The sequence below is a fragment of the Streptomyces sp. NPDC003248 genome, from assembly GCF_055563235.1.
In genome coordinates this window covers 185869-206484 of record NZ_JBVHDT010000008.1, presented here as the reverse complement: position 1 = coordinate 206484, position 20616 = coordinate 185869, and the positions used below count along the sequence as shown (strand labels likewise).

The following is a 20616-nucleotide window of genomic DNA, read 5'->3' as shown; positions in this document are numbered from 1 at the left end:
GAACAGCTCCGTCGCGGTCATGGAGTCATGGCCGGGGAGATGCCGTCGCCCTGCCCCTCCGGCGCGGTGGGCGATCCGCCGGCGCGGCCCGCGGGAGGACGTCGCGGGGAATCGCGCGCACCACAACCCGCTTCCTCCGCCCGGGAATGCGACGTGCTCGGACTCCCGGGCGTCACCCCGCAGGGGCGGCCGCCCCATCGGGGAACCGTCGGCCAGGTGGACCAGTAGCGATACGTAGTGATATAACGCGGTAGGGGGTCGCTTTCGCTGCGAGGCCCTCACCGGCGTCCGTGCCGCGCTCTCCCGGGGGTGCGGCCGACGGCACGTGAGGTGCGGGCGCCCGGCCTGCGGAGGACCGCTCCACCGGACGGTCCGTCGCGTGTCCCCTGTCTCCAGCCCCGGCTGACGCCCTCCCGGCGGTCCGTCGGACACCCCGGCCCGTGACCGGAGGATCGATGATCACCACCCTGCACGACACGCTCGACCCCCGCGCCCTGCGGGACGCCTACGGCTGCTTCCCCAGCGGTGTGGCCGCCGTGTGCGGCCTCGTCGGGGGCGAGCCCGCCGGCCTCGCCGTCAGTTCCTTCACCCCGGTGTCGCTGGCCCCCGCGCTGGTCGCCGTCTGCCTGCGGAACTCCTCCGGGAGCTGGGCCGCGCTGCGCGGGCTGCCGCGCCTCGGCGTCAGTGTCCTGGCGGAACATCAGGGCCGCGTCGGACGGCAGCTGTCACGGGGGACCCAGGCCGAGCGGTTCCAGGGCGTGGACTGGGAAGCCGGCGGGGCCGGCGCGGTCTTCGTGCACGGTTGCGCCGGCTGGTTCGAGTGCTCGGTCGCCACACTGGTGCCGGGCGGCGACCATACCGTCGCCCTGCTCCGGGTGCACGGCCTCGCCCGGCCCGAGGGGCGCGCGCCCCTGGTGTTCCACGGCGGACGCTTCCACGGACTCGCGCCTTCGCGGGACGATGGCGAGACCCGCTGACGGGCCGGCGCTCGCGGCACCTGAAGTGCGCCGGCGACTACGGCCACGTGTGCCCGACGGCTTGCCGCGCTCTCGGCGTAGGGGCTTCGTGATGCATCGGGAATGCTCGCGTGCGCTTGGACCGCCACCCCTCACGACCGCCGCCCCTTGTGGCCTACGGACAACCTCTGATTATCGATTGTCTTGACAGCGATTGTTAGCGATATATCATCGACATAGTGGAGAAGGGAGATGACGTGTACAACGAAGACTTCCCACCCTTGTACGACGCCTACGGCGTGGGCCGTGGCGGTCGCCGCGGCCGGGGTCGGGGCTGGAAGCGCGGCGGGCGGTTCGCGTACGCCGGCTACGGGCCGGCCGCGGGGCCGCCGGCCGGCTACGGCTACGGCTACGGACGGCGTTTCGGTGCCGGCAGATGGGTGCTGCTGACTCTGCTCAAGGCGGAGAGCCCGCGCAGCGGGGCCCAGTTGCTCCAGGCACTGGAGGCCCGCGGCTTCGGGCAGCGCTTCCCCGGCCCGGCCTTCGTCCACGGCACTCTGCGGCAGCTGGAGGTCGAGGGCCTGGTCAGCGGTACGGACGGAGAGAGCGAGTCCGGCCGTACGTATGAACTGACCGCGGCCGGCGCGGCGTACGTCGAGCGCCTGAACGCCTCGTCCGGCGCGCTCGCGCTGCCGTCGGACGGTGCCCTCGGTCTGCGCCGGGCGGTCCACGCGACGTCGGTGGCCGCCCGCCAGGTGGCCTTCACCGGGAGCGGCGACGCCACCGAGGAGGCCACCCGGCTGCTGGACGAGACCCGCAAGAAGCTCTACCGCCTGCTGGCGGACGACGGCCGGCAGACCGGTGCCGGCCCGGATCGCGCCTAGGCGTCCCCGGCCGCGGCACACAGTTCCCCTTCCATCCCGTCTCACCCACCCGGCCCGGCACCGGTGCCGCGCGGCGTCCCCGCGCGCCACCGGACCGGCCCGACGGACACTCACCCAGGGAGCCCCATGGCAGGCAAGCCCGCCGACGCGGTCGACAGGCCCGCGGAGAAGATCGACCTCACCGGCCACATCGCCGCCTCGCTCAACACCGCGATGGAGCGTGAACGCCCGGCGGTGGTCGGCGTGGTGGCCGTGGACGGAACGCCGTCCATCTCCTACCGCGGCAGCGTCCACGTCCACTCGCAGGACCAGGTCGCGATCTGGGTCCGCAAGCAGGACACGGGCCTGGCGGCGGACGTGACCGCGAACCCCGCGGTCTCGATCCTCTACTACGACCCCGCGCAGGGCCCCGACCCCGCGGTCGGCGCCCGCCGTATCGTGATCAAGGGCCGTGCCCGTGTCGACGCGTCGCTCGACGACGTCGTCTACGCCGGCATCCCCGAGGTGGAGCGCGAGCGCGACGCGGAGCGGCGCGGTGTCGCCGTCATCGTCGACGTCGACTCCGTGATCGGTTTCGGTGGCACCGGCCCCATCAAGATGGCCCGCGACGCCGGATGAGGAACGGCTCGCCGATTCAGGTGAGCATCCGGCGACACCCCCTCGCGGCGGACTCCGGGCCTCCGAGCCCTGAGCTGCCTCCACCGGCGCGCGCCGGCCCCCTGCGGCGGGCTGCCCGTCGACAGTGCAGGTCAGCGGGGGTGCAAGTCCCCGCGCAACGGGTCCGCCCGGAGGGTTGACGCCTCTCTCGGACCCTCACTACGCTCGATAACGATAGGTCACGATACAACGGCTGGTGGGCCGGCCGGCGCGGACGACGTCCGGCTGCGGCGCCCCGGACGTGCACCTTCCCCCATCCCCGCCCCGAGGCTCGTGCGGCCGGTGGGCAGCGAAAGGACATACTGTGCCCGATCTCGACGACAAGAGCACCGACGCTCACGCGATCCACCACGTCAACTTCCCCATCACCGATGTGGCGCGGACCGAGGAGTGGTACTCCAAGGTCTTCAACATGCGGCGCATCATCCCCAAGGGCCGCTCCGGCTCGGCGAACGCGCCGCAGATCCAGGCGCTGCTGATGACGCACGGCAACTTCGACCTGCACTTCTCGCCCATCGACGACATCGACCCGAAGACGCACTACCACTTCGCGGTCGAGGTGGAGGACTTCGAGGCCTTCCTGGGCCACCTGGACAGGCTCGGCGTCCCCTACGACGAGCCCTACAGCCGGCCGCAGAACAACTCCAGGACCACCACCATCCACGACCCCGACGGCCACCACGTCGAGATCACCCACCACGCCGACCGGAACTGGTGACCGGATGCCCTACGCAAGCACCGGGGACGGCCAGGTCTACTACGAGGTCAACGGCGAGGGACCCGCGCTCGTCCTGCTCCACGGCGGCGGGGGCAACCACGCCGCCTGGTACCAGCAGGTACCGCACTTCAAGAAGAAGTACCAGGTCATCACCATCGACTTGCCGGGCTTCGGTCTCTCCCGGATCGAGTCCGGCCGGTTCGACACCGGGACCCACCCGGAGGCGATCCAGGCGGTCCTCGACCACGCCGAGATCGACCTGGCCTTCCTGATCACCCAGTCGCTCGGCGGTTACAGCGGTCTGTCGTACACGGTGAACAACACCGACCGCATCGCGGGTCTCATCATGACCTCGACCCTCGGCCCGGTCGGCGACGAGATCTCCGAGCTGAACGCCAAGGGACGCGAGCAGGTCAAGCACCTGTCGGTCGCCGACTTCCTGCTCACCAAGGAGTTCCAGGCCGAGGAGGAGGAGCGGGTCCACCTCTTCTTCCAGGTCGGCAGCTTCAACCAGACCGGCCCCGGCCGGCCGAACCGCCTCCGCAACTCCCTCCAGGGTTCGGTGCCGGTCCAGCGGATACGCGACGCCATCAAGTCCGGCGTGCACATCACGGTCCTGGAGGGCGGCGCCGACGTCATGGTCTACGCGCCCGCCTACGCCCGGCTGCGGGAGCTCCTCCCCGAGGCGAACGTCCAGCTCGTCGAGGGCGCTCCGCACTCGGACTACTGGGAGAACCCCCAGCGGTTCAACGCGGTCGTGGACGAGATCCTCGACCGCGAGTACCCGGCCGGCTGAAGAGTCCGCCTCCCCGCGGAGGCCACCCGGGGGCGGCCGGAGCAGGCTCCCGGCCGCCCCCGGATCCGCAGGACCGGATGACCGGTACCGCGCATCCGGTGTCCGGGACCCGTGCGCCGGGTGCCCGGTGCCGGGATCCCCAGTATCGAGCCCGCGCACCACCGAGCCACAGAAAGCACCGAGGTGAAGGCGTTGCCCACCGAGAACCCGACATCCCAGGTCGTCACCGGCTGCCATGTGCTCGGCACGGACGACCTCGGCGACCCCGTGTGGGGCCATGTCTCGCAACGCGACCCCGGGGGCCGGGGCGTGTGGCTGAAGTCCGGGGGCCGCGGCTTCGACGAGGTGTCCGAGGAGGACGTCATCCTCGTCGACCACGACGGCGCCCCCCTTGCGGGCACCGGCACCCCGCCGAAGGAGTTCCCGCTGCACACCGAGGTCCTGCGGGCCCGCGGCGACGTCCACAGCGTGGTGCACGTCCACTCGCCCCACGCCATCGCGCTCGCCGCGACCGGGGCCCCGCTCCATTCCTTCTCCAACGGCGCCGGCCCCTTCGCCGACGGCGTCCCCCGCTTCGACGAACCCGTCGGCCTGATCCAGACGCCCGGACTCGGCGCGGCCGTGGCCGACTGCCTCGGCGACGCGCGGGGCCTCTTCCTCGTCGGCCACGGCATCATCGCCGTCGGCTCCAGCGTGGCCACCGCCGTCACCACCGCGATCCTGCTGGAGCGCGCCTGCCGGCTCCAGCTCCTCGCGAACTCCGCCGGCGGTGTCCTGCCCCGGCTGCGCAACCCCGGCAAGCGCTATGCGCACGCCGAGACCGACTACTACCTCCTGCGGACCTGGGACTACCTGGTCCGCCAGGTGGCGGCCCGGCGACTCCGGCACACGTGAGGACGCGCCCCGTACCGCGCGCCACGCTCCCCGTCCCAGGAACCGCGGCGCCCCGCCGCCCCACCGGCGGGCGCCGCGGGCGGCTCGTCCGCACCGGCACCGGACCACCCCATGAGCCCGCTGCCCCCACCCCTTCCACACCGCATCTCAGGAGCCGATCATGACCAGCCCTCAGCCCTCCGGAGCACCCCGGGGCCGCGGCGGAAGGCAGCGACTGCCCCGGCGCCGGGTGACCGTCGCCGAGGTCACCTCGGTGACCCCCCGCCTGGTCCGGGTCCGGGCCGAAGGCGACCTGACCGGCTGGACCGCCGACGGTCCCGGCGCCCACCTCAAGGTGTTCGTGCCCGGTCCCGACGGCGGCAACGTCATGCGGACCTACACGGTCCGGCACTTCGACGCGGACGGCGGCGAACTGACCGTCGAGTTCGGCATCCACGCCGACGGCCCGGCCACCCGCTGGGCCTCCGCCGCCGCGCCCGGCGACACGCTGGAGATCTCCGGCCAGGCCCGGGGCGGGTTCTTCCCCCGCCCCGGCACGTCGAGGATCGTGATCCTCGGCGACCACTGCGCCCTGCCCGCCGTCGCGACGATCCTGGAGTCCCTGCCCGACGGGACACGGGCCGAGGCCGTGATCGAGATCGTCGGCCTCGAAGACCGTATCGACCTGGACGGCCCCGTCGGCGCGGACATCACCTGGACCGCCGAGTCCGGCCGCCCCGGAGGACAACTGGTCGCCTGCGCCCAGGACGTGACCTTCTCCGACGAGCCCACCGAGGTCTGGGTCGGCTGCGAGGCCGGAGCGATGCGGGAGATCCGCCGCCACCTGCTGGCCGACGGAGCACAGCTGCCCACGGCCCCGCCCGTCGCCGGCGCGCCCGTCCTGCACACCCGCGCGTACTGGAAGCTCAACACCGCGAACCACTCGGATCACGACACCGGCGAGGACGACTGACGCGCTGACGCGTGCGATCGAGTATGCGGCGACCCGGCCTCATGGCACCGTGCCGCCGCGCACTCCCAGGCTGAAGCGGCACGTGGGGAGCGGAGGTGGTCTTCCGGGCCTCGGCGGTCACTTCGCCCCGAGCGTGGGTGGGGGAACATCGCCTACTGTCCCGAGCCGACGGTCCACCCCGATGAGCCGCTGCCAGTGGTCGTCGAGCGGGTGCTCCGTTCGTCGGTCCCGCCCGATGAGGTCCCTGCGCCGACCTGCCGTGTATGCGGAAACCGGAACAACACCAGCGCCTGGCACGACGGTTTCCACCGGATCCATCAGCTGTGCGGGACATGTGGGGTCAGCCTCGCGGTGCAGCGGGCCGATGCGCCCGACCCGCTGTTGGCGGCCGATCACGCCCGGCACTGGAAGGACATCTGGAGGCTGCGCAACGAAGGAGCTTGATCTGCCGACGCGCCCCTCGACCACGCCGGAGCTGTAGGACAGGGTGGGTCCGGCGGTGACGGCATCGATCGCCGGCACCGACACCCCGTCGCCCTCCTGCGGGCCGTGACCGTGTACCTGGTCGGTCCTGCGCCGCTGCCCGGTGGCGGAGGCCGAGGCGTACCACATGATCGCGCGCAACGCGGAACGCATGAGCCTGCTCGTCGACGACCTCCAGCTCCTCGCCCGCCTCGACCGCGAACCGTCGTACGACAGCGAGCCGGTGGACCTGCTGTCCCTGGCTGCGGACGCCGTACGCGCCGCCGCCCCGCACCGGGCGAGCCACCCGGTCGACCTGGGGCCGCTCGAGATCCCCGGAGGCAGCGACGAACTGGAGGTGGTCGAGGCCGACGGCGACGCCCACCGGCTGGGCCAGGTCCTGGAGAACCTCCTGTCCAACGCTCGCGTCCACACCCCTGCCGGTACGCCCGTCCACGTAACGCATGGGCGGGACCCGGGCGAGCGCCGCCACCGGCGGAGCCGACCGCCCGGGGCGCGCCGGCGCGTCGCCGCCCCTGCCGCCCGGCACGCCGGTCGGTGTCATCGAGGTGGCGGACGAGGGGCCGGGCCTCACGGCGCAGGCCGCCGAGCACGTCTTCGAGCGCTTCTACCGTGTCGACCCCTCCCGCTCCCGCGTGCACGGCGGCAGCGGCCTCGGCCTGTCCATCGCCGCCGCGATCGCCGAGGGCCATGGCGGACGCCTCGAACTGGACACCGCACCCGGGCAGGGCTGCACGTTCCGCCTCGTACTGCCCGCCCGGCCGACGGGTCAGGAACCCGGTGACCGACGGGTGGGGAGCGGGCGCGGGTGAAGCCGTGCTGCGCGACTTCCGTCATCAGCGCGGACCGTCACCCGACCGGCCCGACGGCGCCGTAAGCGGACGGGTCCCTCGTGACGGACCGGTCCTGGTCGTGCCGCTTCACAGTCCGACGACGACCAGGGCGATGTCGTCACGGGCCCCGTGCCGGACGCCCAGGTTCTCCAGCAAGGCGTCGGCCAGGCGCTCGGGGTGCAGCCCGAGGCACTGGCGCAAGGTGTCGGTCAGGCGCTCCAGACCGGTGTCGATGTCCTCGTCACGGCGCTCGATCAGGCCGTCGGTGTAGAGGACAAGGGTGTCGCCGGGGTGGTAGGGGATACCGGCCTGGGGGCGCGGGACGTGCGTGGGGCGGGCCCCGAGGGGCGGGTCGACGGCCTGGTCCAGCAGGTGGCAGGTGCCGTCGACGTGCATCAGGACGGGTGGGGGATGCCCCGCGCTGGAGTAGATGATCAACCGCGAGCGGGTGTCGACCAGGGCGGTGACGGCGGTGGCGGCCAGTGCGCCCTCGACGGAACGGGCGTACAGACCCAGCACTTCCAGCGCCTGGGCGGGGCCGGGGACGGTACGGCTGGCCGCCGACAGCGCGCTGCGCAGCATCCCCATGACGGTGGCCGCCTCCAGACCGTGGCCCACCACGTCGCCCACGGCGACGAAGAAGCGCCCGTCAGCCAGGTCCACGGCGTCGTACCAGTCCCCGCACACGTTCAGGGAACCGATGGCCGGTAGGTAGCGAACCGCCACATCGGAGTGTCGTGCGAGGTCGGGCGAGCGCAGCATCGCCTCCTGCAAGGTGATCGCCACCTGCCGCTCCCGCGCGTGCGCCCGCCGCAGTTCTTCGTTCAGGCGCTCCAGTTCCTTGGCCCGGGCATAGAACTCGGCCTCCATGCCTGCCCCCACCCGGCCCGGAGTGTGCACGGGGTTCCGCTGCCACCGTCGTCGGTCGTGCACGAAGGCGGTCACGTCCTCGACCCGGTGGATGATCCAGGCGACCTCGCCGTCGGGGCCGAGAACGGGGGCGTTCACCGGAGACCACCAGCGTTCCTCGAAACTCCCGGGTTGCCCGGCGCGGGGGATGTCGTACCGCTGGATGGCCATGGTCTCCGCTTGTCCGGTGGCCAGGACCCGTTGCAGGGAGGCCGAGACGTTCCGCACCCCGTCCGCCTCCGGATGGGCGGGGTTGTCGGGGAACGCGTCGAAGAGGTGCTGCCCGAGCAGGTCCTGGCTCGTCCGGCCGGTCACTCGGCAGTACGCCGCATTGACGCCAACGATCACCAGGTCAGGACCGACGACCAGATACGGACTGGGAGTAGCGGCGAACAGTGCGGCGTAGTCGACATGGCTCGCGTCGGCTGGCTCCCCGGTAAGGGCCACTTCTCCAATGTACTGACAAGGTCACTGCACCGCACACGGTGGGCGGTCGGGTGGCTCGGGTTCCCGAGTATCTCGTGAGCAGAGGTACGGTACGGGGCCTCTCAAGGCGTCGGCGGGGGGAACGGCCGCCGGTTCGGCGGTGTTCCTCCCGGTGAGGGATCCGGCGGTGCTCACCGGGAGGAACGGGGCGGGGCTGGGCAGAGATCTCCGGGTGAGGCACGACGCACCCCGTTCCACCGGCCCCGAACTGGATCTCAGGAGTCTCCACCGCATCCCGACCGGTGCGGCGCTGACCACCGGCGACCGGCATCGGCTGATCGAGTGCAACAAGGCCTTCCGGGAGCTGTTCGGCGGATGGACGCCGGGCCTGGACATGGGCGACGCTCTCCCCGGCTCCCGGTTCGCACCGCTGAGAGGGGCGCTGGACCGGGCCCGGCACGAGGAACGGCCCACCGTGCCGGCCGATCCACTGATCACTACGGCGGAGCCGGGGTCCGAGGGTCGGTCCGGTCGCGCCTGCGTGGTGAGCTGCACCCCGGTGGTGGCACGGCAGGGGCCCGCGGTGCTGATCCTGGCCACGCCCCTGCCGGACACCCGCACGGACACCCGCACGGACACCGGGACTGACACGGCGGGCAGGGAAGCGCGTCAGGCACTGCGTCGCTATGAGACGCTGCTCGCCGCCTCCCGGCAGATCGTGTGGCGGATGTCCCCCGACGGTGAGCTCAGCCTGCTGGCGCTCGACCCCGCCGACCCGACCGGACGGCTGTGGTACCCCGGATCCCGGCAGACCTGGCTGGACGCCGTACACCCGAAGGACCGGCCCTGGCTGGCCAGGGAATGGCAGGCGGCCGTCTCCGGTCCGGCGCTCTTCGAAGCCCTCGTCCGAGTACGGGAGCAGGACCCACCCGACCGCTACCGGCATGTGCAGATCACCGCCGCGCCGGTCCTGCGCGAGGGAGCCCTGCTGGAATGGATCGGCACCACCCGCGACGCCGAGGAGCAGTGGTGGGCCCGCACGCGGGAATGCATGCTGGCGCGGATGGCTCAGGTCCCGACGGCCCACGACCTGTCCGAGGTGTTCGCGGCGGCGGCGGCCGCGGTCGTACCGGAACTGGCCGACGCCTTCGCGGTCTTCCGGCTGCGCCGGCCCGACGAGCTGCCGTCCGGGGCCCCTCCCGGCGCCGGATACGCCACCACCAGCGGACGCACCTCACTCGCCCCCGGCCTGCCCCCGATCCCCCCGCTGAAGGACGGGTTCGAGCTGGGCCCGCTGGCACAGAGCGCGATCGGCGCGGGACGGGCCAGGCGGCTGGTCTTCCCCGAAGGCCGGCCGCCCGACGACCTGGTGTCCGGGCTGTCCGGTGAGTGGATGCGGCAGGCCAGGGCCACGAGCCTCACACTGATCCCGGTCGTGATCGACGGTGAACCGGTCGCGCTCGCCTCCGCCGCCACCTGCAACGGCAACCCGCCGCCCAGCGAATCCGAACTCGCCCTCCTGGAAGAGGTGCTGGACCGGATGGCCGGTCCGCTGCGCCGCACCATGGAGCACCAGTCCGTACGCGCCACCGCGCTGGCGCTCCAACGCGCCCTGCTGATCGCTCCGCCCACCGTCACAGGCGCCGAACTCGCCGCCTCCTACCGGCCGGCGAACTCCACCGCCGAGATCGGCGGTGACTGGTACGACGCGCTCGGTCTGGCCGACGGGGCCGTCACCCTCACCATCGGAGACATCGCCGGTCATGACCTGGCGGCCGCGACCGCCATGAGTCAACTGCACAGCATGCTCCGCGGCATCATCTTCGACTGTACCGCCCAGGAGAGCCCGGCCCGGAGCCTCAGCAGGCTGGACTCCGTGGCCCAAGGGCTCGACATCGCCCCTCTGGTCACCGCCGTACACGCAACACTCCGCCGGGGCAGGACAGGTGGCTGGAACGCGGTCCTCTCCAACGCCGGTCATCCGCCGCCCCTGCTCGTGCCGGCCTCGTCCCCTCCCCGGTACCTGTACACCCCGAACGACGCGGACCCGCCCCTCTGCGTCGCGCCGGGCCTGGCCCGAACCGACTGGAACGTGAGGCTCGCTCCCGGCGACACGCTCCTGCTCTACACCGACGGGCTCGTGGAGGTACCCGGTCAGGACATCAGCGACGGCCTCCGGCAGCTCGCCCGGCACACCGACGCCGCCCCCGCCCGCGTCCTGCCGCTGGCCGACCTCATCGACGACCTGGTCACCCGCGTCGAAGACCAGCGGGACGACATCGCGGTCATCGGATTCCGGGCCACCGCCCCCTGACGGGCCACACATCCGGGAAGCGGCCGGCTTCGCACCCGTAGCAGTGGCGGGGGCGGGCGACGTCGTCACGGGCCGCCGCGTCAGGGACGGAAGGCCGAATCACCTCCGGGTCACCCAGCCCCGCTCGTACGCACGCCAGCCCAGTTGCAGCCGGGTCGTCACCCCGGCCAGCTCCATCAGCCGCTTCACCCGGCGCTGTACGGTCCTGAGCCCCAGACCGAGCTGTTCGGCGACGCTCGCGTCGGTCATCCCGGCGAGCAGCAGGGACAGCACCTCCAGGTCGGGGCCGTCGGGCTCCTCCCCGGCGATCCCGCGTGTGCCGAGGCGGAGCGGCAGCGCGTCCCGCCACACCGACTCGAACAGGCCCGTCAGCAGTTCCAGCAGCCCGCCGGCGTGCACGACCAGCGCCGCCGGTTCCGCGGTGGGCGAGGTCAGCGGCACCAGGGCCTGGGACCGGTCGGCGACGACGAGCTTGGTCGGCACCCGGTCCACCACCCGCACCTCCTCGTCGCGGCCCAGCGCGGCGGACAGTTCCGTGATGCCGTTCGGCAGGTCGAGGACGGACCGCTCGACGACCACCCGGTAGCGCACCCCGCGGTCGGCGGCCTGCTCCTCGGCATCGTTGTCCGTGCCGGAGACCACGGTCGGCCTGCCGGTGACCAGTGCGCACACCTCGTCGCCCGCCCCGAGCTGCAACCGGAGGAAACGCCGGGAGACCGCGCGTGCCCCGATCACCACCTCGACCAGATCGTGCACGGCCGGTTCGGTGGTCGCCGCCCGGTACTCCTCGGCGAGCAGCGCCGCCGCCAGCTCGGCCTTGTCCAGCTCGTGCCGCTGCCGGACGAGCAGCGCGCCCAGGGCCACACCCGGGGGAGCGGCGACCCAGCGGCCGGGGCCGGCCGTCGACCGGGCCGCGAGCCCGTGCCGCTCCAGGAGGCGCAGGGCGCGCTCGGTGTCGTGCTCACCGAGCGTCAGCCGCCGCGCGAGGTCGGGCACCTCGGCCACGCCCACGGACACCAGCGTCCGGTACGCCGCCTCGTGCGTCTCGTCCAGCCCCAGCACACCCAGCATCGAAAGCCGCCCCTCCCGAAGACCCCGGCCGGCAGAGCCCGGACGCCCGTCCACGAGCCGGGCCGGAAGACCCTGTGACCCCCGCCATCGGCCGTGGCCTGAACCGGCCACGGCGCAAACCCGCCGCGCACATCATCCCCGTACCACCCGCCCCTCTGCCATCGTGGCGCCACCGCAGTATCAACCACCGTCCGTTCAGCCCGACTTGGGCCGATGCGGCCTGGGCTTCCGTGCCCGCGGGCAGGCGGCGACACGGCAGAGGAGCGATCTTGGTGAGAGCGATATGCCGTACGGCCCTGGGGGCGGCGACCGCCGCTGTCCTGGCCGTCACGACAGCGGCGCCCACGCACGCGGCCGAGGATCCGAGACCGCTGACCGGCAGCCGGGCGACCTCCGGCGCCGGTTCCGTCGTCACCCTCGTCACCGGCGACCGGGTCCTCGTCACCGGGGACGGGGCCGTCGCCCTGCCCGGCGAGGACGGCACGACCCCCTTCACCCAGACCCGCCGGGTCGGCGAGGACCTGTACGTCTATCCCGAGAGCGCGATCGAGGCGCTCGCCGCCGGACGGGTCGACGAGGAACTCTTCAACGTCACCGGGCTGGTCCGGCAGGGCTACGACGACGCGCACACCGACGCGCTGCCGCTGATCGCGACCTACGACCGCGCCGTCACCGCCCGCAGCGTCCCGAAGACCCCGCGCGGCGCCGAACGCGAGCTCGTGCTCGACTCCATCGACGGGGTCGCCCTCGACGCGGAGAAGGAGCAGGCCGACGACTTCTGGGCCGACGTGACCCGGGGCCCCGTCGAGAAGCTCTGGCTCGACGCCAAGGTGGAGGCCACCCTGGACCGCTCCACCCGGCAGGTGCACGCGCCGGAGGCCTGGGCCGCCGGCTACGACGGCAAGGGCACGAAGGTCGCCGTCCTGGACACCGGCGCCGACGCCGACCACCCCGACCTCAGGGGCCGGATCACCGCCTCGCGGAACTTCACCGACTCCGCGGACGCCGACGACCACCAGGGTCACGGCACCCACACCGCCTCCACCGTCGGCGGCACCGGCGCCGCGAGCGACGGGAAGAAGAAGGGCGTGGCGCCCGGGGCCGGCCTCCTCAACGGCAAGGTCCTCGACGACTACGGCTCCGGCGAGACCTCCTGGATCATCGCCGGTATGCAGTGGGCCGTCGACCAGGGCGCCGACGTCGTCTCCATGAGCCTCGGCAACCCGTCCCGGACGGACTGCACCGACCCGATGGCCCAGGCCACGGAGGAACTCGCGCGGACGAACAAGGACACCCTCTTCGTCATCGCCGCCGGCAACACCGGCCCCGCCGGCAACACGGTCTCCTCGCCCGGCTGCGCCCCCAGCGTCCTCACCGTCGGCGCCGTCGACCGCGACGACTCCACGGCCTCCTTCTCCAGCCGCGGCCCGGTCTACGGCTCGCACACCCTCAAGCCCGAGATCACCGCCCCCGGCGTCGACATCTCCGCCGCCAACGCGGGCGGCCGGGGCGTGTACGCCTACCGGTCCATGAGCGGTACGTCGATGGCGACCCCGCATGTCGCCGGTGCCGCCGCGATCGTGAAGCAGCGCCACCCCGACTGGAGCGCCGCACAGATCAAGGCCGCCCTGGTCTCCTCCGCCGAGACGGACATCCCCGGCGACGTCCGCGAGACCGGCGGCGGACGTCTCGACGTGAAGGGCGCCGTCGGCCAGACGGTGCTGGGCGCTCCGGCCGTCCAGGCGGGCACCTTCACCTGGCCGCAGGACGCCGGTGACCGTACGACGGTCTCCGTCCCCTACACCAACACCTCCGACCGGGCGGTGAAGTTGAAGCTGTCGGTGACGGGGGTCACCGGCAACGACGGCTCCGCCGTCCGCTCGTCGGTCGTCCACCCGGCCGCCGGTTCGGTGACCGTCCCGGCCGGGGGGACGGTCCAGGTGCCCCTGGAGGTCGACCCGACGGCGCGCCTCGAGCGTGCCCAGTACGGCGACATCACCGGCCGTGTGATCGCCGTCTCGGACGGCGTCACCGTCTCCACCCCCTTCGCGCTGTACGTCCAGCCGGAGACCGTCACCGTGCGCGTCGAGCTGATCGACCGCCTCGGCAACCCGGCGACGGGCGCCTCCTCCGTCGACCTCATCGGTACCGACGACGCCAGCGGCGAACGCCGCTTCAACGACGGCGCCGCCGACCAGACGTACGCGGTCCGTCCGGGCAGCTACTTCCTCTCCAGCTTCATCACCACCCCGGAGACCGCCGGCACGCTCTACAACTCCCTTTCCTATCTGGCCCGTCCGCAGCTGGAGATCCGCGGGGACACCACGATCGTCCTCGACGCCCGCACGGCCCACCGGCTGAGCGTGCGCACGGACAAGCCGTCCGAACTGCGCGGCGCCACCCTCGGGTTCGCCCGTGCGTGGGACGACATCTGGCTGCACGCCGGGACCGCGAACGGCGGGCGGTCCCTGCGCGGCTACTACGCCTCCGTCCAGGGCCGGGCCACCGACGGCACCTTCGAGTTCGACAGCTTCTGGAGCACCGCCGCCCCGCAGATCGGTGAACTCGCCGTGGTGGGCGGCCAGAAGCTCCACCCGGTCACCGCGTCCACCAGCTCCGTCAACCTCGACGGCAGGGGAGAGGCGGCGCTCTTCGACGCGGGGTCCGGAACGGCGGACGAACTCTCCGGCGCCCAGGGAAAGATCGCGCTCGTCAGGCTGCCCGACAGCGGCTCCGCCTCCGAGGTCGCCAACCGCGCCAAGGCGGCCGGCGCCCTCGCCGTCCTCGGCTACCGCGAGGCGCCGGGCCGCTGGTACCCGTCGGCCGGGTTCACCGGCGGCGCGCTGCCGATCCTCGCGATCCCGACCGAGGAGGCCGAGGCCCTGCTCGCGGCCGGGGACGTGACCCTGCGGTGGACGGCCACGGCGAAGAGCCCGTACGTCTACCACCTCGCGTACCCGGAGACGGGCCCCGTCGAGAGCGACCGCGCCTACCGCGCCCGTGACAAGGACCTGGCGGCGACCACGGCCACGTACCACTCCATGGCGGGCACCGCCACCGACCACATCGACACCCGCACGATGACCCGCCCGAACGGTCTGTCCGCCTACTTCGGCGGCATCGAGACGGTCCCGGCGCCGTTCCGGCGCACCGAGTACCTCACCCCCGGCACGACCGGCTGGGGCCAGTACGTGTCCAGCAGCTTCCCGTTCGGGGAGGCCATGGTCAGCCCCGTGCGGACGTACGCGAAGGGGGAGAAGCGGACCGAGGAGTGGTACGGCGGCGTCCTCGCCCCGACCACCCCGCTCGACGGCAGCGGCGACGACACGCTCGCCGCCGAACGGCAGGGCAACCTCATCGGTGTCGCACCCGGCTTCTGGGGCGACACCGAACACCAGGGACTCCAGGGCAGTTTCGGTGACATCGGCAACATGGTGCTGAAGCGGGACGGGGAGACGATCGGCGACAGCCCGTACCCGTTCGGTGTGTTCACCGTCCCGGCCGAGGAGTCGTCCTACGAACTCACGCTGAACACGGCCAAGTTCGGCATCCCGGCGCGGGTCTGGAAGCGTTCCGTGCAGTCGTCGACCACCTGGTCCTTCCGGTCCGCCCTCGACGAGGACGTCTACTCCCAGGGCATCCCGCTGCTCTTCCCGCACTACGACCTCCCCGAGGACGGTCTCAAGACCCTCCCCGCGCAGGCCGGTCAGCGGATCGCCCTCACGGCGACGGGCCACGCGGGTTACCGGCCCGGCACGTTGACCGCGGTGAAGCTCGCCTACTCCTACGACGGCGGCGAGACCTGGACCGAGGCGCGCACCGAACGCAGGGGCGGGGTGTGGAACGCGGTGGTCGACCACAGCGGAGCCACGGGGAAGTCGGTCACGCTCAGGGCCGACATGACCGACGCCAACGGCAACTCGGTCTCCCAGACGGTGACCCGGGCCTACGACGTGCGGTAACGCACGGGCCGGTCAACCCACCCGGACGTCGCCGGGCGGTTCTCCCCTGCGGGAACCGCCCGGCGGCCTGTTCTGGCGCGTCCTGCTGACCCACCCGCGGTGGCAACAGGGATCCCGGTCGCACCGCTTCCTTATCGGTCTCCGATCCCTCCCTTAAGCGCGCCCTAAGATCCACATCGACGGCACGGATCATCTGTTTCGCCCGAATCCCGAGCGCTAGCGTGATCAAGCACCCCGCCTTCCGGGGCTGACGCACCAGCCCGCACCACCACGCCGTCTGTCCTCCGGAAGCGCTTATGGCAGGTGCATGGCAATCCGGCGATCCGGCATTCCCTCAGGTCTTCCCATAGCTCCCGGCCCATCCCAAGGAGTCGTCCCCCGATGCTGCCCAGAAGATCCGTCTCCGTCTCCGTCTCCGCCGCCGGCGCCTGTACGGCGCTGCTCCTGGCCGTGGTTCCGGCCTCGTCGGCCGTCGCCGACGAGGCCGCCCCGCTCGGCACCGTCCGAGGGGCCGACAACCCCCTCGCCATCGACGGCTCGTACATCGTCGTGCTGAAGCACGGCGCCCCCAGCGCGAAGAGCGGCGAAGCCAGGAAGCTCAGTGCCGAGTTCGGTGGCTCGGTGCGCCGCACCTTCGGCGCGGCCCTCAACGGCTTCACCATCGAGGCCACCGCCACCGAGGCCCGCCGGATCGCCGCGGACCCCTCCGTGGCCTTCGTCGAGCAGAACAGCGTCGAACGCGCGGACGCGACCCAGTCCTCGCCCACCTGGGGACTGGACCGGATCGACCAGGCGAGCCTCCCGCTCAGCGGCACCTACTCCTACTCGACCACGGCGAGCAACGTCACCGCCTACATCGTCGACAGCGGAATCCGTATCACCCACAGCGACTTCGGCGGCCGCGCGTCCTACGGCTACGACTTCGTCGACGGGGACACCGTCGCCTCCGACTGCAACGGCCACGGAACCCACACCGCGGGCACGGTCGGCAGTGCCACCTACGGAGTCGCCAAGGGCGTGAGCCTGGTCGCGGTCCGTGTCCTCAACTGCAGCGGCAGCGGCACCACCGCGAACGTCATCGCCGGATACGACTGGGTCGCCGCCAACGCCCGACTGCCCGCCGTCGCCAACGTCTCCATAGGCGGCAGCGTGAGCGACGCCAAGGACGCCGCGGTGGCCGGCATGGTCGACGCCGGGGTCACCGTCGCCGTCTCCGCCGGCAACGACGCCGTGGAGGCCTGCGACCAGTCACCCGCCCGGGAGCCCTCGGTGATCACCGTCGCCTCCACCACCAGCACCGACGCCCGCTCCAGCTTCTCCAATTACGGCACCTGCGTGGACATCTTCGCCCCAGGCTCCTCCATCACCTCCCTCGGCTACTCCTCCGACACCGCCACCGCCGTCAAGAGCGGCACCTCCATGGCGACCCCGCACGTCACCGGCGCCGCCGCGCTCTACCTGGCCGAGCACCCCTCGGCGAGCCCGGCGACGGTCACCGCCGCGATCGAGGCGGCCGCCACCACGGGCGCGGTGACCAACGCCGGCACCGGCAGCCCCGACCTCCTCCTCAACACCACGGGCCTCTGACCGCACCGGGCAACGGAGCACGAAAAAGCACGGGAGGAAGTCATGTCCGGCTCGACAGGCGGGTTCGGCTACGGGACGGTGACCCCCGTGGCGGCCTTTCTGGTGGCGTGTCTCGGCGCCGCACTGGGCCTGCGCTGTGTGGTGCGCACGATGCACCACCAGGGCTGGAAGCCCGGCTGGCTGGCCCTGGGCGCCGCCTCCCTGGGCTGCGGCATATGGACCATGCACTTCATCGGCATGCTGGGCTTCAGCGTGGACGGCGGCTCGCTCACCTACGACGCGCCGACCACGCTGCTCAGCCTGCTGGTCGCCGTCGTCGTGGTCAGCGTCGGCATGTTCATCGTCGGCTACCGGGGCGTGGCCCCGGTGACCCTGGGCACCGCCGGCGCGATCACCGGTCTCGGCGTCGCGGTGATGCACTACCTGGGCATGTCGGCCATGCAGGTCAACGGCGAGATCACCTACGACACCACCATGGTCGCCCTCTCCGCGGTGATCGCCGTGGTCGCCGCCACCGCCGCGCTCTGGGCGGCCGTCTCCATCCGGGGCTTCCTGCCCTCGCTGGGGGCCAGCGTGGTCATGGGGCTCGCGGTCTGCGGCATGCACTACACCGGCATCGCCGCGGTCCACGTCCATCTGCACTCCGGGGCCGCGACCGGCCAGGGCGGCTCGCCCGCCGCCCTGTTGCTGCCGATGCTGGCCGGACCGGGCATGTTCCTGATACTCGCCACGGTGGTCGTGATGTTCGACCCGCTCCTGGTGACCGGCGGCGACTGGAAGGACCGGGGCACCACGCCCCATGGGTCGGCCCGAACCCCCACCCCCGCCCGCACATCCGCCACGACGGAGAACGACTGGGCCTTTACGCACAGGACATGACGCATCGCGTCATCGCCGTGTACGTGGCCCGATGTCCTGGAACAGCCCGGCGGCCCGCTCCTCCTCACCGGGGGGGGCGGGCTGTCGGGTGACTCCCGCGTCGGCATCCCACTCTTGTGCGCGCCGACGGCGCTCCCTGCCCGATGGGCCGGCGCCCGGACGTCGTGGTGCTCAGGTCACCGGGGGCGGGAGATCAGAGCCATGAACGCCTCGAGGTGACCGGCCATGTCGATGGACTCGTCGTAGAGCCAGGCGGCCTGGATCCCCTCGATGAGCGAGGTGATCTGACGGGCGAGGACGCGCACGTCGAGGCCCGGCTTGAGCCGGCCTTCCGCGAGTTCGTGTTCGAGTTCCGCGCGGACCGAGTCGACGAACTCGGCGTCCCGGCGGCGGATGAACTCGTGCGCCGGGTGATCCGGGCTGTCGGCCTCCGCGCGCAGCGTCACATCGAGCCGGATGACGCCACGGATCGCCTCGTGGTGGCGCATGACCTCGGGTACGGCACGCAGGAGGCCCTGCTTCTCGATGAGCGTGTGGCGCCACGGCCGCTCGATCTCCTCGCGGCGCATGAGCACGGCCTCGAGCAGCGCTTCCTTGTTCCCGAAGTGGTGCAGCAGGAGGCTGTGGCTGGTGCCGACGCTCTCCGCGATCTGCCGGATCGAGAGCCCTTGGTAGCCCTTCTCCGCGAAAGCCCGGAAGGCGGCGTCCACCAGTTCGGCCCGCTTGCGCTCACCGTTCGCATACGGTGCGCGCTTGCCCCTGCGGGCGGGGACCTGCGTCCCGTGGGTCATCCGGCCCTCCCCTCGTGGCGTGTCCAGACGATAGCGCACCGATTCCTTTGCCACAACGGTCAAGAAAAACCGTTCAACATGTTCCATTGTGGTGAACTTTCGTTTACGGTCCTGCTCCGAGGCAGGCGCCTCAGCGGTCACCTCGAGCCAACGGCGGCTCCGGTCCAAAGGAGGATCCACATGAGTGACCCCACCCTCGCAACGAAGGCCGACGACCCCACGAACCACGGGTCGGCGCCCCGGACCGCGGAGGATCCCGCAGCCGCTTCGGCACCGACGGTCACGGGGTCGCCCCGCAGGACCATGGCCCTGGTCATGGTGGCGGCGGTCGGGATGTACATCATGTCCCTCACCTTGAGCACCGCGTTGTCGCTGCGCCTGGCGAGCATCGACCCGGCGTCGAAGGACGCCAGCTACAGCACGGCCGTCTCGATCAGCGCCTTCGGGCTGCTCATCGCCGCGCCGCTGGCCGGCGCCCTGTCGGACCGGACCACCAGCCGCTTCGGCCGCCGGCGCCCCTGGATCGTCGGCTGTCTCCTCCTCGCGCTGCTGGGCTGCGCCGTGATCGGCCTGGTGTCCTCCGCTCCCGTGGTCGTCGTGGCGTACCTGGTCGCCATCCTCGGCGCACAGATCGGTTTCAACGCCTACGCCGTGATCCCCGTCGAGGGACTGCCCGAGGACAAGCGCGGCCGGGTCATGGGCGTGATGGGCATGTTCGGCGCGCTCGCCCTGTCGGCCGGCTCCTACCTGGCCGCCGCGCTGGTCGGCACCCCGCTGCTGCTGATGACGGTCCCGGTGCTGCTCGCCATCGTGCTCAGCCTGCCGCTGCTGTTCCTCTACCAGGACCCGGTCAAGGTCCGCAGCGAGCTGCCCCCGCTGGACGTCAAGGCCATCGCGCGCGCCTTCGTGGTCAACCCGCGCCGGCACCCGAACTTCGCCTGGGTGTGGCTCTCGCGGTTCCTCGCGGGCATCGCCATGACGGCCATGTTCTCGTACTTCATCTACTTCATGATGGACGGCCTGCACATGCCGATCGCGGAGGCGGGCGCGAACGCGGGCACGCTCTCCCTCATCTCGGCCCCGGTCAGCGTGCTGTTCTTCACCGGCTCGGGCTGGCTGGCCGACAAGACCGGCCGCCGCAAGCCGCTGGTCGCGGTCGCCGCCGTGCTGATGGCGCTCGCCCTCGTCATCGGCGCCACGTCGACCACGTTCGCGCAGTTCATCGTCGCGTGGGTGGTCTTCGCGATCGGCCAGGCCACGTACCTGACCGCCGACCTCGCCCTCTGCGCGGCGGTCCTGCCCGACGCCCGCGACACCGGCAAGGACATGGCCGTCTTCGGCCTCGCCCTCAACATCCCCAACATCATCGTCCCCGCCGTCGCGCCGGCCGTCCTCGCGCTCGGCGCGGGCCACAACTACCGGCTCCTGTGGTTCGGGGCGGCCGCCCTGTGCCTGGCCGGAAGCATCACCGTCACCTTCGTCAAGGGCGTCCGCTGAGCGGGCA

At 72.1% G+C, this 20616-nt stretch carries 17 protein-coding genes; 13 read left to right on the top strand and 4 right to left on the bottom strand.

The window, feature by feature from the left end; translation table 11 throughout:
• Positions 1–440: 440 nt before the first annotated feature.
• The 7 genes from ACZ3KJ_RS20855 to ACZ3KJ_RS20825 all read left to right on the top strand — a co-directional run bounded on the left by ACZ3KJ_RS20855 (position 441) and on the right by ACZ3KJ_RS20825 (position 5857).
• Entirely contained in the window at positions 441–977 is a 537-nt protein-coding gene (locus ACZ3KJ_RS20855) for a flavin reductase family protein (RefSeq protein WP_467528904.1), read from the top strand.
• A gap of 236 nt (positions 978–1213) precedes the next feature.
• Positions 1214–1840, top strand: a complete 627-nt coding sequence (locus tag ACZ3KJ_RS20850) for a PadR family transcriptional regulator (RefSeq protein WP_467528902.1) — start codon at positions 1214–1216, stop codon at positions 1838–1840.
• 126 nt (positions 1841–1966) lie between these two features.
• Positions 1967–2458 (top strand): hypothetical protein, encoded by a 492-nt coding sequence (locus ACZ3KJ_RS20845; protein WP_467528900.1) that lies wholly within the window; start codon positions 1967–1969, stop codon positions 2456–2458.
• A 343-nt stretch (positions 2459–2801) separates the two neighbouring features.
• Positions 2802–3215: a VOC family protein gene (locus tag ACZ3KJ_RS20840; protein ID WP_389516318.1), complete on the top strand. Its 414-nt coding sequence runs from the start codon at positions 2802–2804 to the stop codon at positions 3213–3215.
• A 4-nt stretch (positions 3216–3219) separates the two neighbouring features.
• On the top strand, positions 3220–4011 hold the full coding sequence (locus ACZ3KJ_RS20835; protein WP_467528897.1) for an alpha/beta fold hydrolase: 792 nt from the start codon (positions 3220–3222) through the stop codon (positions 4009–4011).
• Positions 4012–4203: 192 nt separating this feature from the next.
• Positions 4204–4905 (top strand): class II aldolase/adducin family protein, encoded by a 702-nt coding sequence (locus ACZ3KJ_RS20830; protein ID WP_467528895.1) that lies wholly within the window; start codon positions 4204–4206, stop codon positions 4903–4905.
• A 160-nt stretch (positions 4906–5065) separates the two neighbouring features.
• Positions 5066–5857 carry a siderophore-interacting protein gene (locus ACZ3KJ_RS20825; RefSeq protein WP_467528893.1) on the top strand — a complete coding sequence of 264 codons (792 nt, stop codon included), beginning with the start codon at positions 5066–5068 and terminating at the stop codon, positions 5855–5857.
• A gap of 117 nt (positions 5858–5974) precedes the next feature.
• On the opposite strand, the gene ACZ3KJ_RS20820 is transcribed toward ACZ3KJ_RS20825, so the two are convergent.
• On the bottom strand, positions 5975–6493 hold the full coding sequence (locus ACZ3KJ_RS20820; RefSeq protein ID WP_467528891.1) for a hypothetical protein: 519 nt from the start codon (positions 6491–6493) through the stop codon (positions 5975–5977).
• Positions 6494–6783: 290 nt separating this feature from the next.
• Between ACZ3KJ_RS20820 and ACZ3KJ_RS20815 the strand changes: the two genes are divergently transcribed.
• Entirely contained in the window at positions 6784–7152 is a 369-nt protein-coding gene (locus ACZ3KJ_RS20815; protein ID WP_467528889.1) for a sensor histidine kinase, read from the top strand.
• 108 nt (positions 7153–7260) lie between these two features.
• Here the strand turns inward: ACZ3KJ_RS20815 and ACZ3KJ_RS20810 are convergent, their stop codons facing one another.
• Positions 7261–8529, bottom strand: a complete 1269-nt coding sequence (locus ACZ3KJ_RS20810) for a SpoIIE family protein phosphatase (protein WP_467528887.1) — start codon at positions 8527–8529, stop codon at positions 7261–7263.
• A gap of 211 nt (positions 8530–8740) precedes the next feature.
• Here ACZ3KJ_RS20810 and ACZ3KJ_RS20805 point away from each other — a divergent pair, with 211 nt between their 5' ends.
• Positions 8741–10822 (top strand): SpoIIE family protein phosphatase, encoded by a 2082-nt coding sequence (locus ACZ3KJ_RS20805; protein WP_467528885.1) that lies wholly within the window; start codon positions 8741–8743, stop codon positions 10820–10822.
• Positions 10823–10921: 99 nt separating this feature from the next.
• Here ACZ3KJ_RS20805 and ACZ3KJ_RS20800 read toward each other — a convergent pair whose 3' ends face one another.
• Positions 10922–11893 carry a helix-turn-helix transcriptional regulator gene (locus ACZ3KJ_RS20800; protein WP_467528883.1) on the bottom strand — a complete coding sequence of 324 codons (972 nt, stop codon included), beginning with the start codon at positions 11891–11893 and terminating at the stop codon, positions 10922–10924.
• A gap of 272 nt (positions 11894–12165) precedes the next feature.
• Between ACZ3KJ_RS20800 and ACZ3KJ_RS20795 the strand changes: the two genes are divergently transcribed.
• From ACZ3KJ_RS20795 to ACZ3KJ_RS20785, 3 genes are all read left to right on the top strand, one after another.
• The gene (locus ACZ3KJ_RS20795) at positions 12166–15855 is read left to right on the top strand and encodes a S8 family peptidase (RefSeq protein ID WP_467529086.1); all 3690 of its coding nucleotides are present in this window, start codon (positions 12166–12168) and stop codon (positions 15853–15855) included.
• A gap of 381 nt (positions 15856–16236) precedes the next feature.
• On the top strand, positions 16237–17442 hold the full coding sequence (locus ACZ3KJ_RS20790; protein WP_467528881.1) for a S8 family peptidase: 1206 nt from the start codon (positions 16237–16239) through the stop codon (positions 17440–17442).
• Positions 17443–17484: 42 nt separating this feature from the next.
• Positions 17485–18321 carry an MHYT domain-containing protein gene (locus ACZ3KJ_RS20785; RefSeq protein ID WP_467528880.1) on the top strand — a complete coding sequence of 279 codons (837 nt, stop codon included), beginning with the start codon at positions 17485–17487 and terminating at the stop codon, positions 18319–18321.
• A 176-nt stretch (positions 18322–18497) separates the two neighbouring features.
• On the opposite strand, the gene ACZ3KJ_RS20780 is transcribed toward ACZ3KJ_RS20785, so the two are convergent.
• Entirely contained in the window at positions 18498–19112 is a 615-nt protein-coding gene (locus tag ACZ3KJ_RS20780) for a TetR/AcrR family transcriptional regulator (RefSeq protein WP_467528878.1), read from the bottom strand.
• Positions 19113–19292: 180 nt separating this feature from the next.
• Here ACZ3KJ_RS20780 and ACZ3KJ_RS20775 point away from each other — a divergent pair, with 180 nt between their 5' ends.
• Positions 19293–20609 (top strand): MFS transporter, encoded by a 1317-nt coding sequence (locus ACZ3KJ_RS20775; RefSeq protein WP_467528876.1) that lies wholly within the window; start codon positions 19293–19295, stop codon positions 20607–20609.
• The last annotated feature ends 7 nt before the right edge of the window (positions 20610–20616 follow it).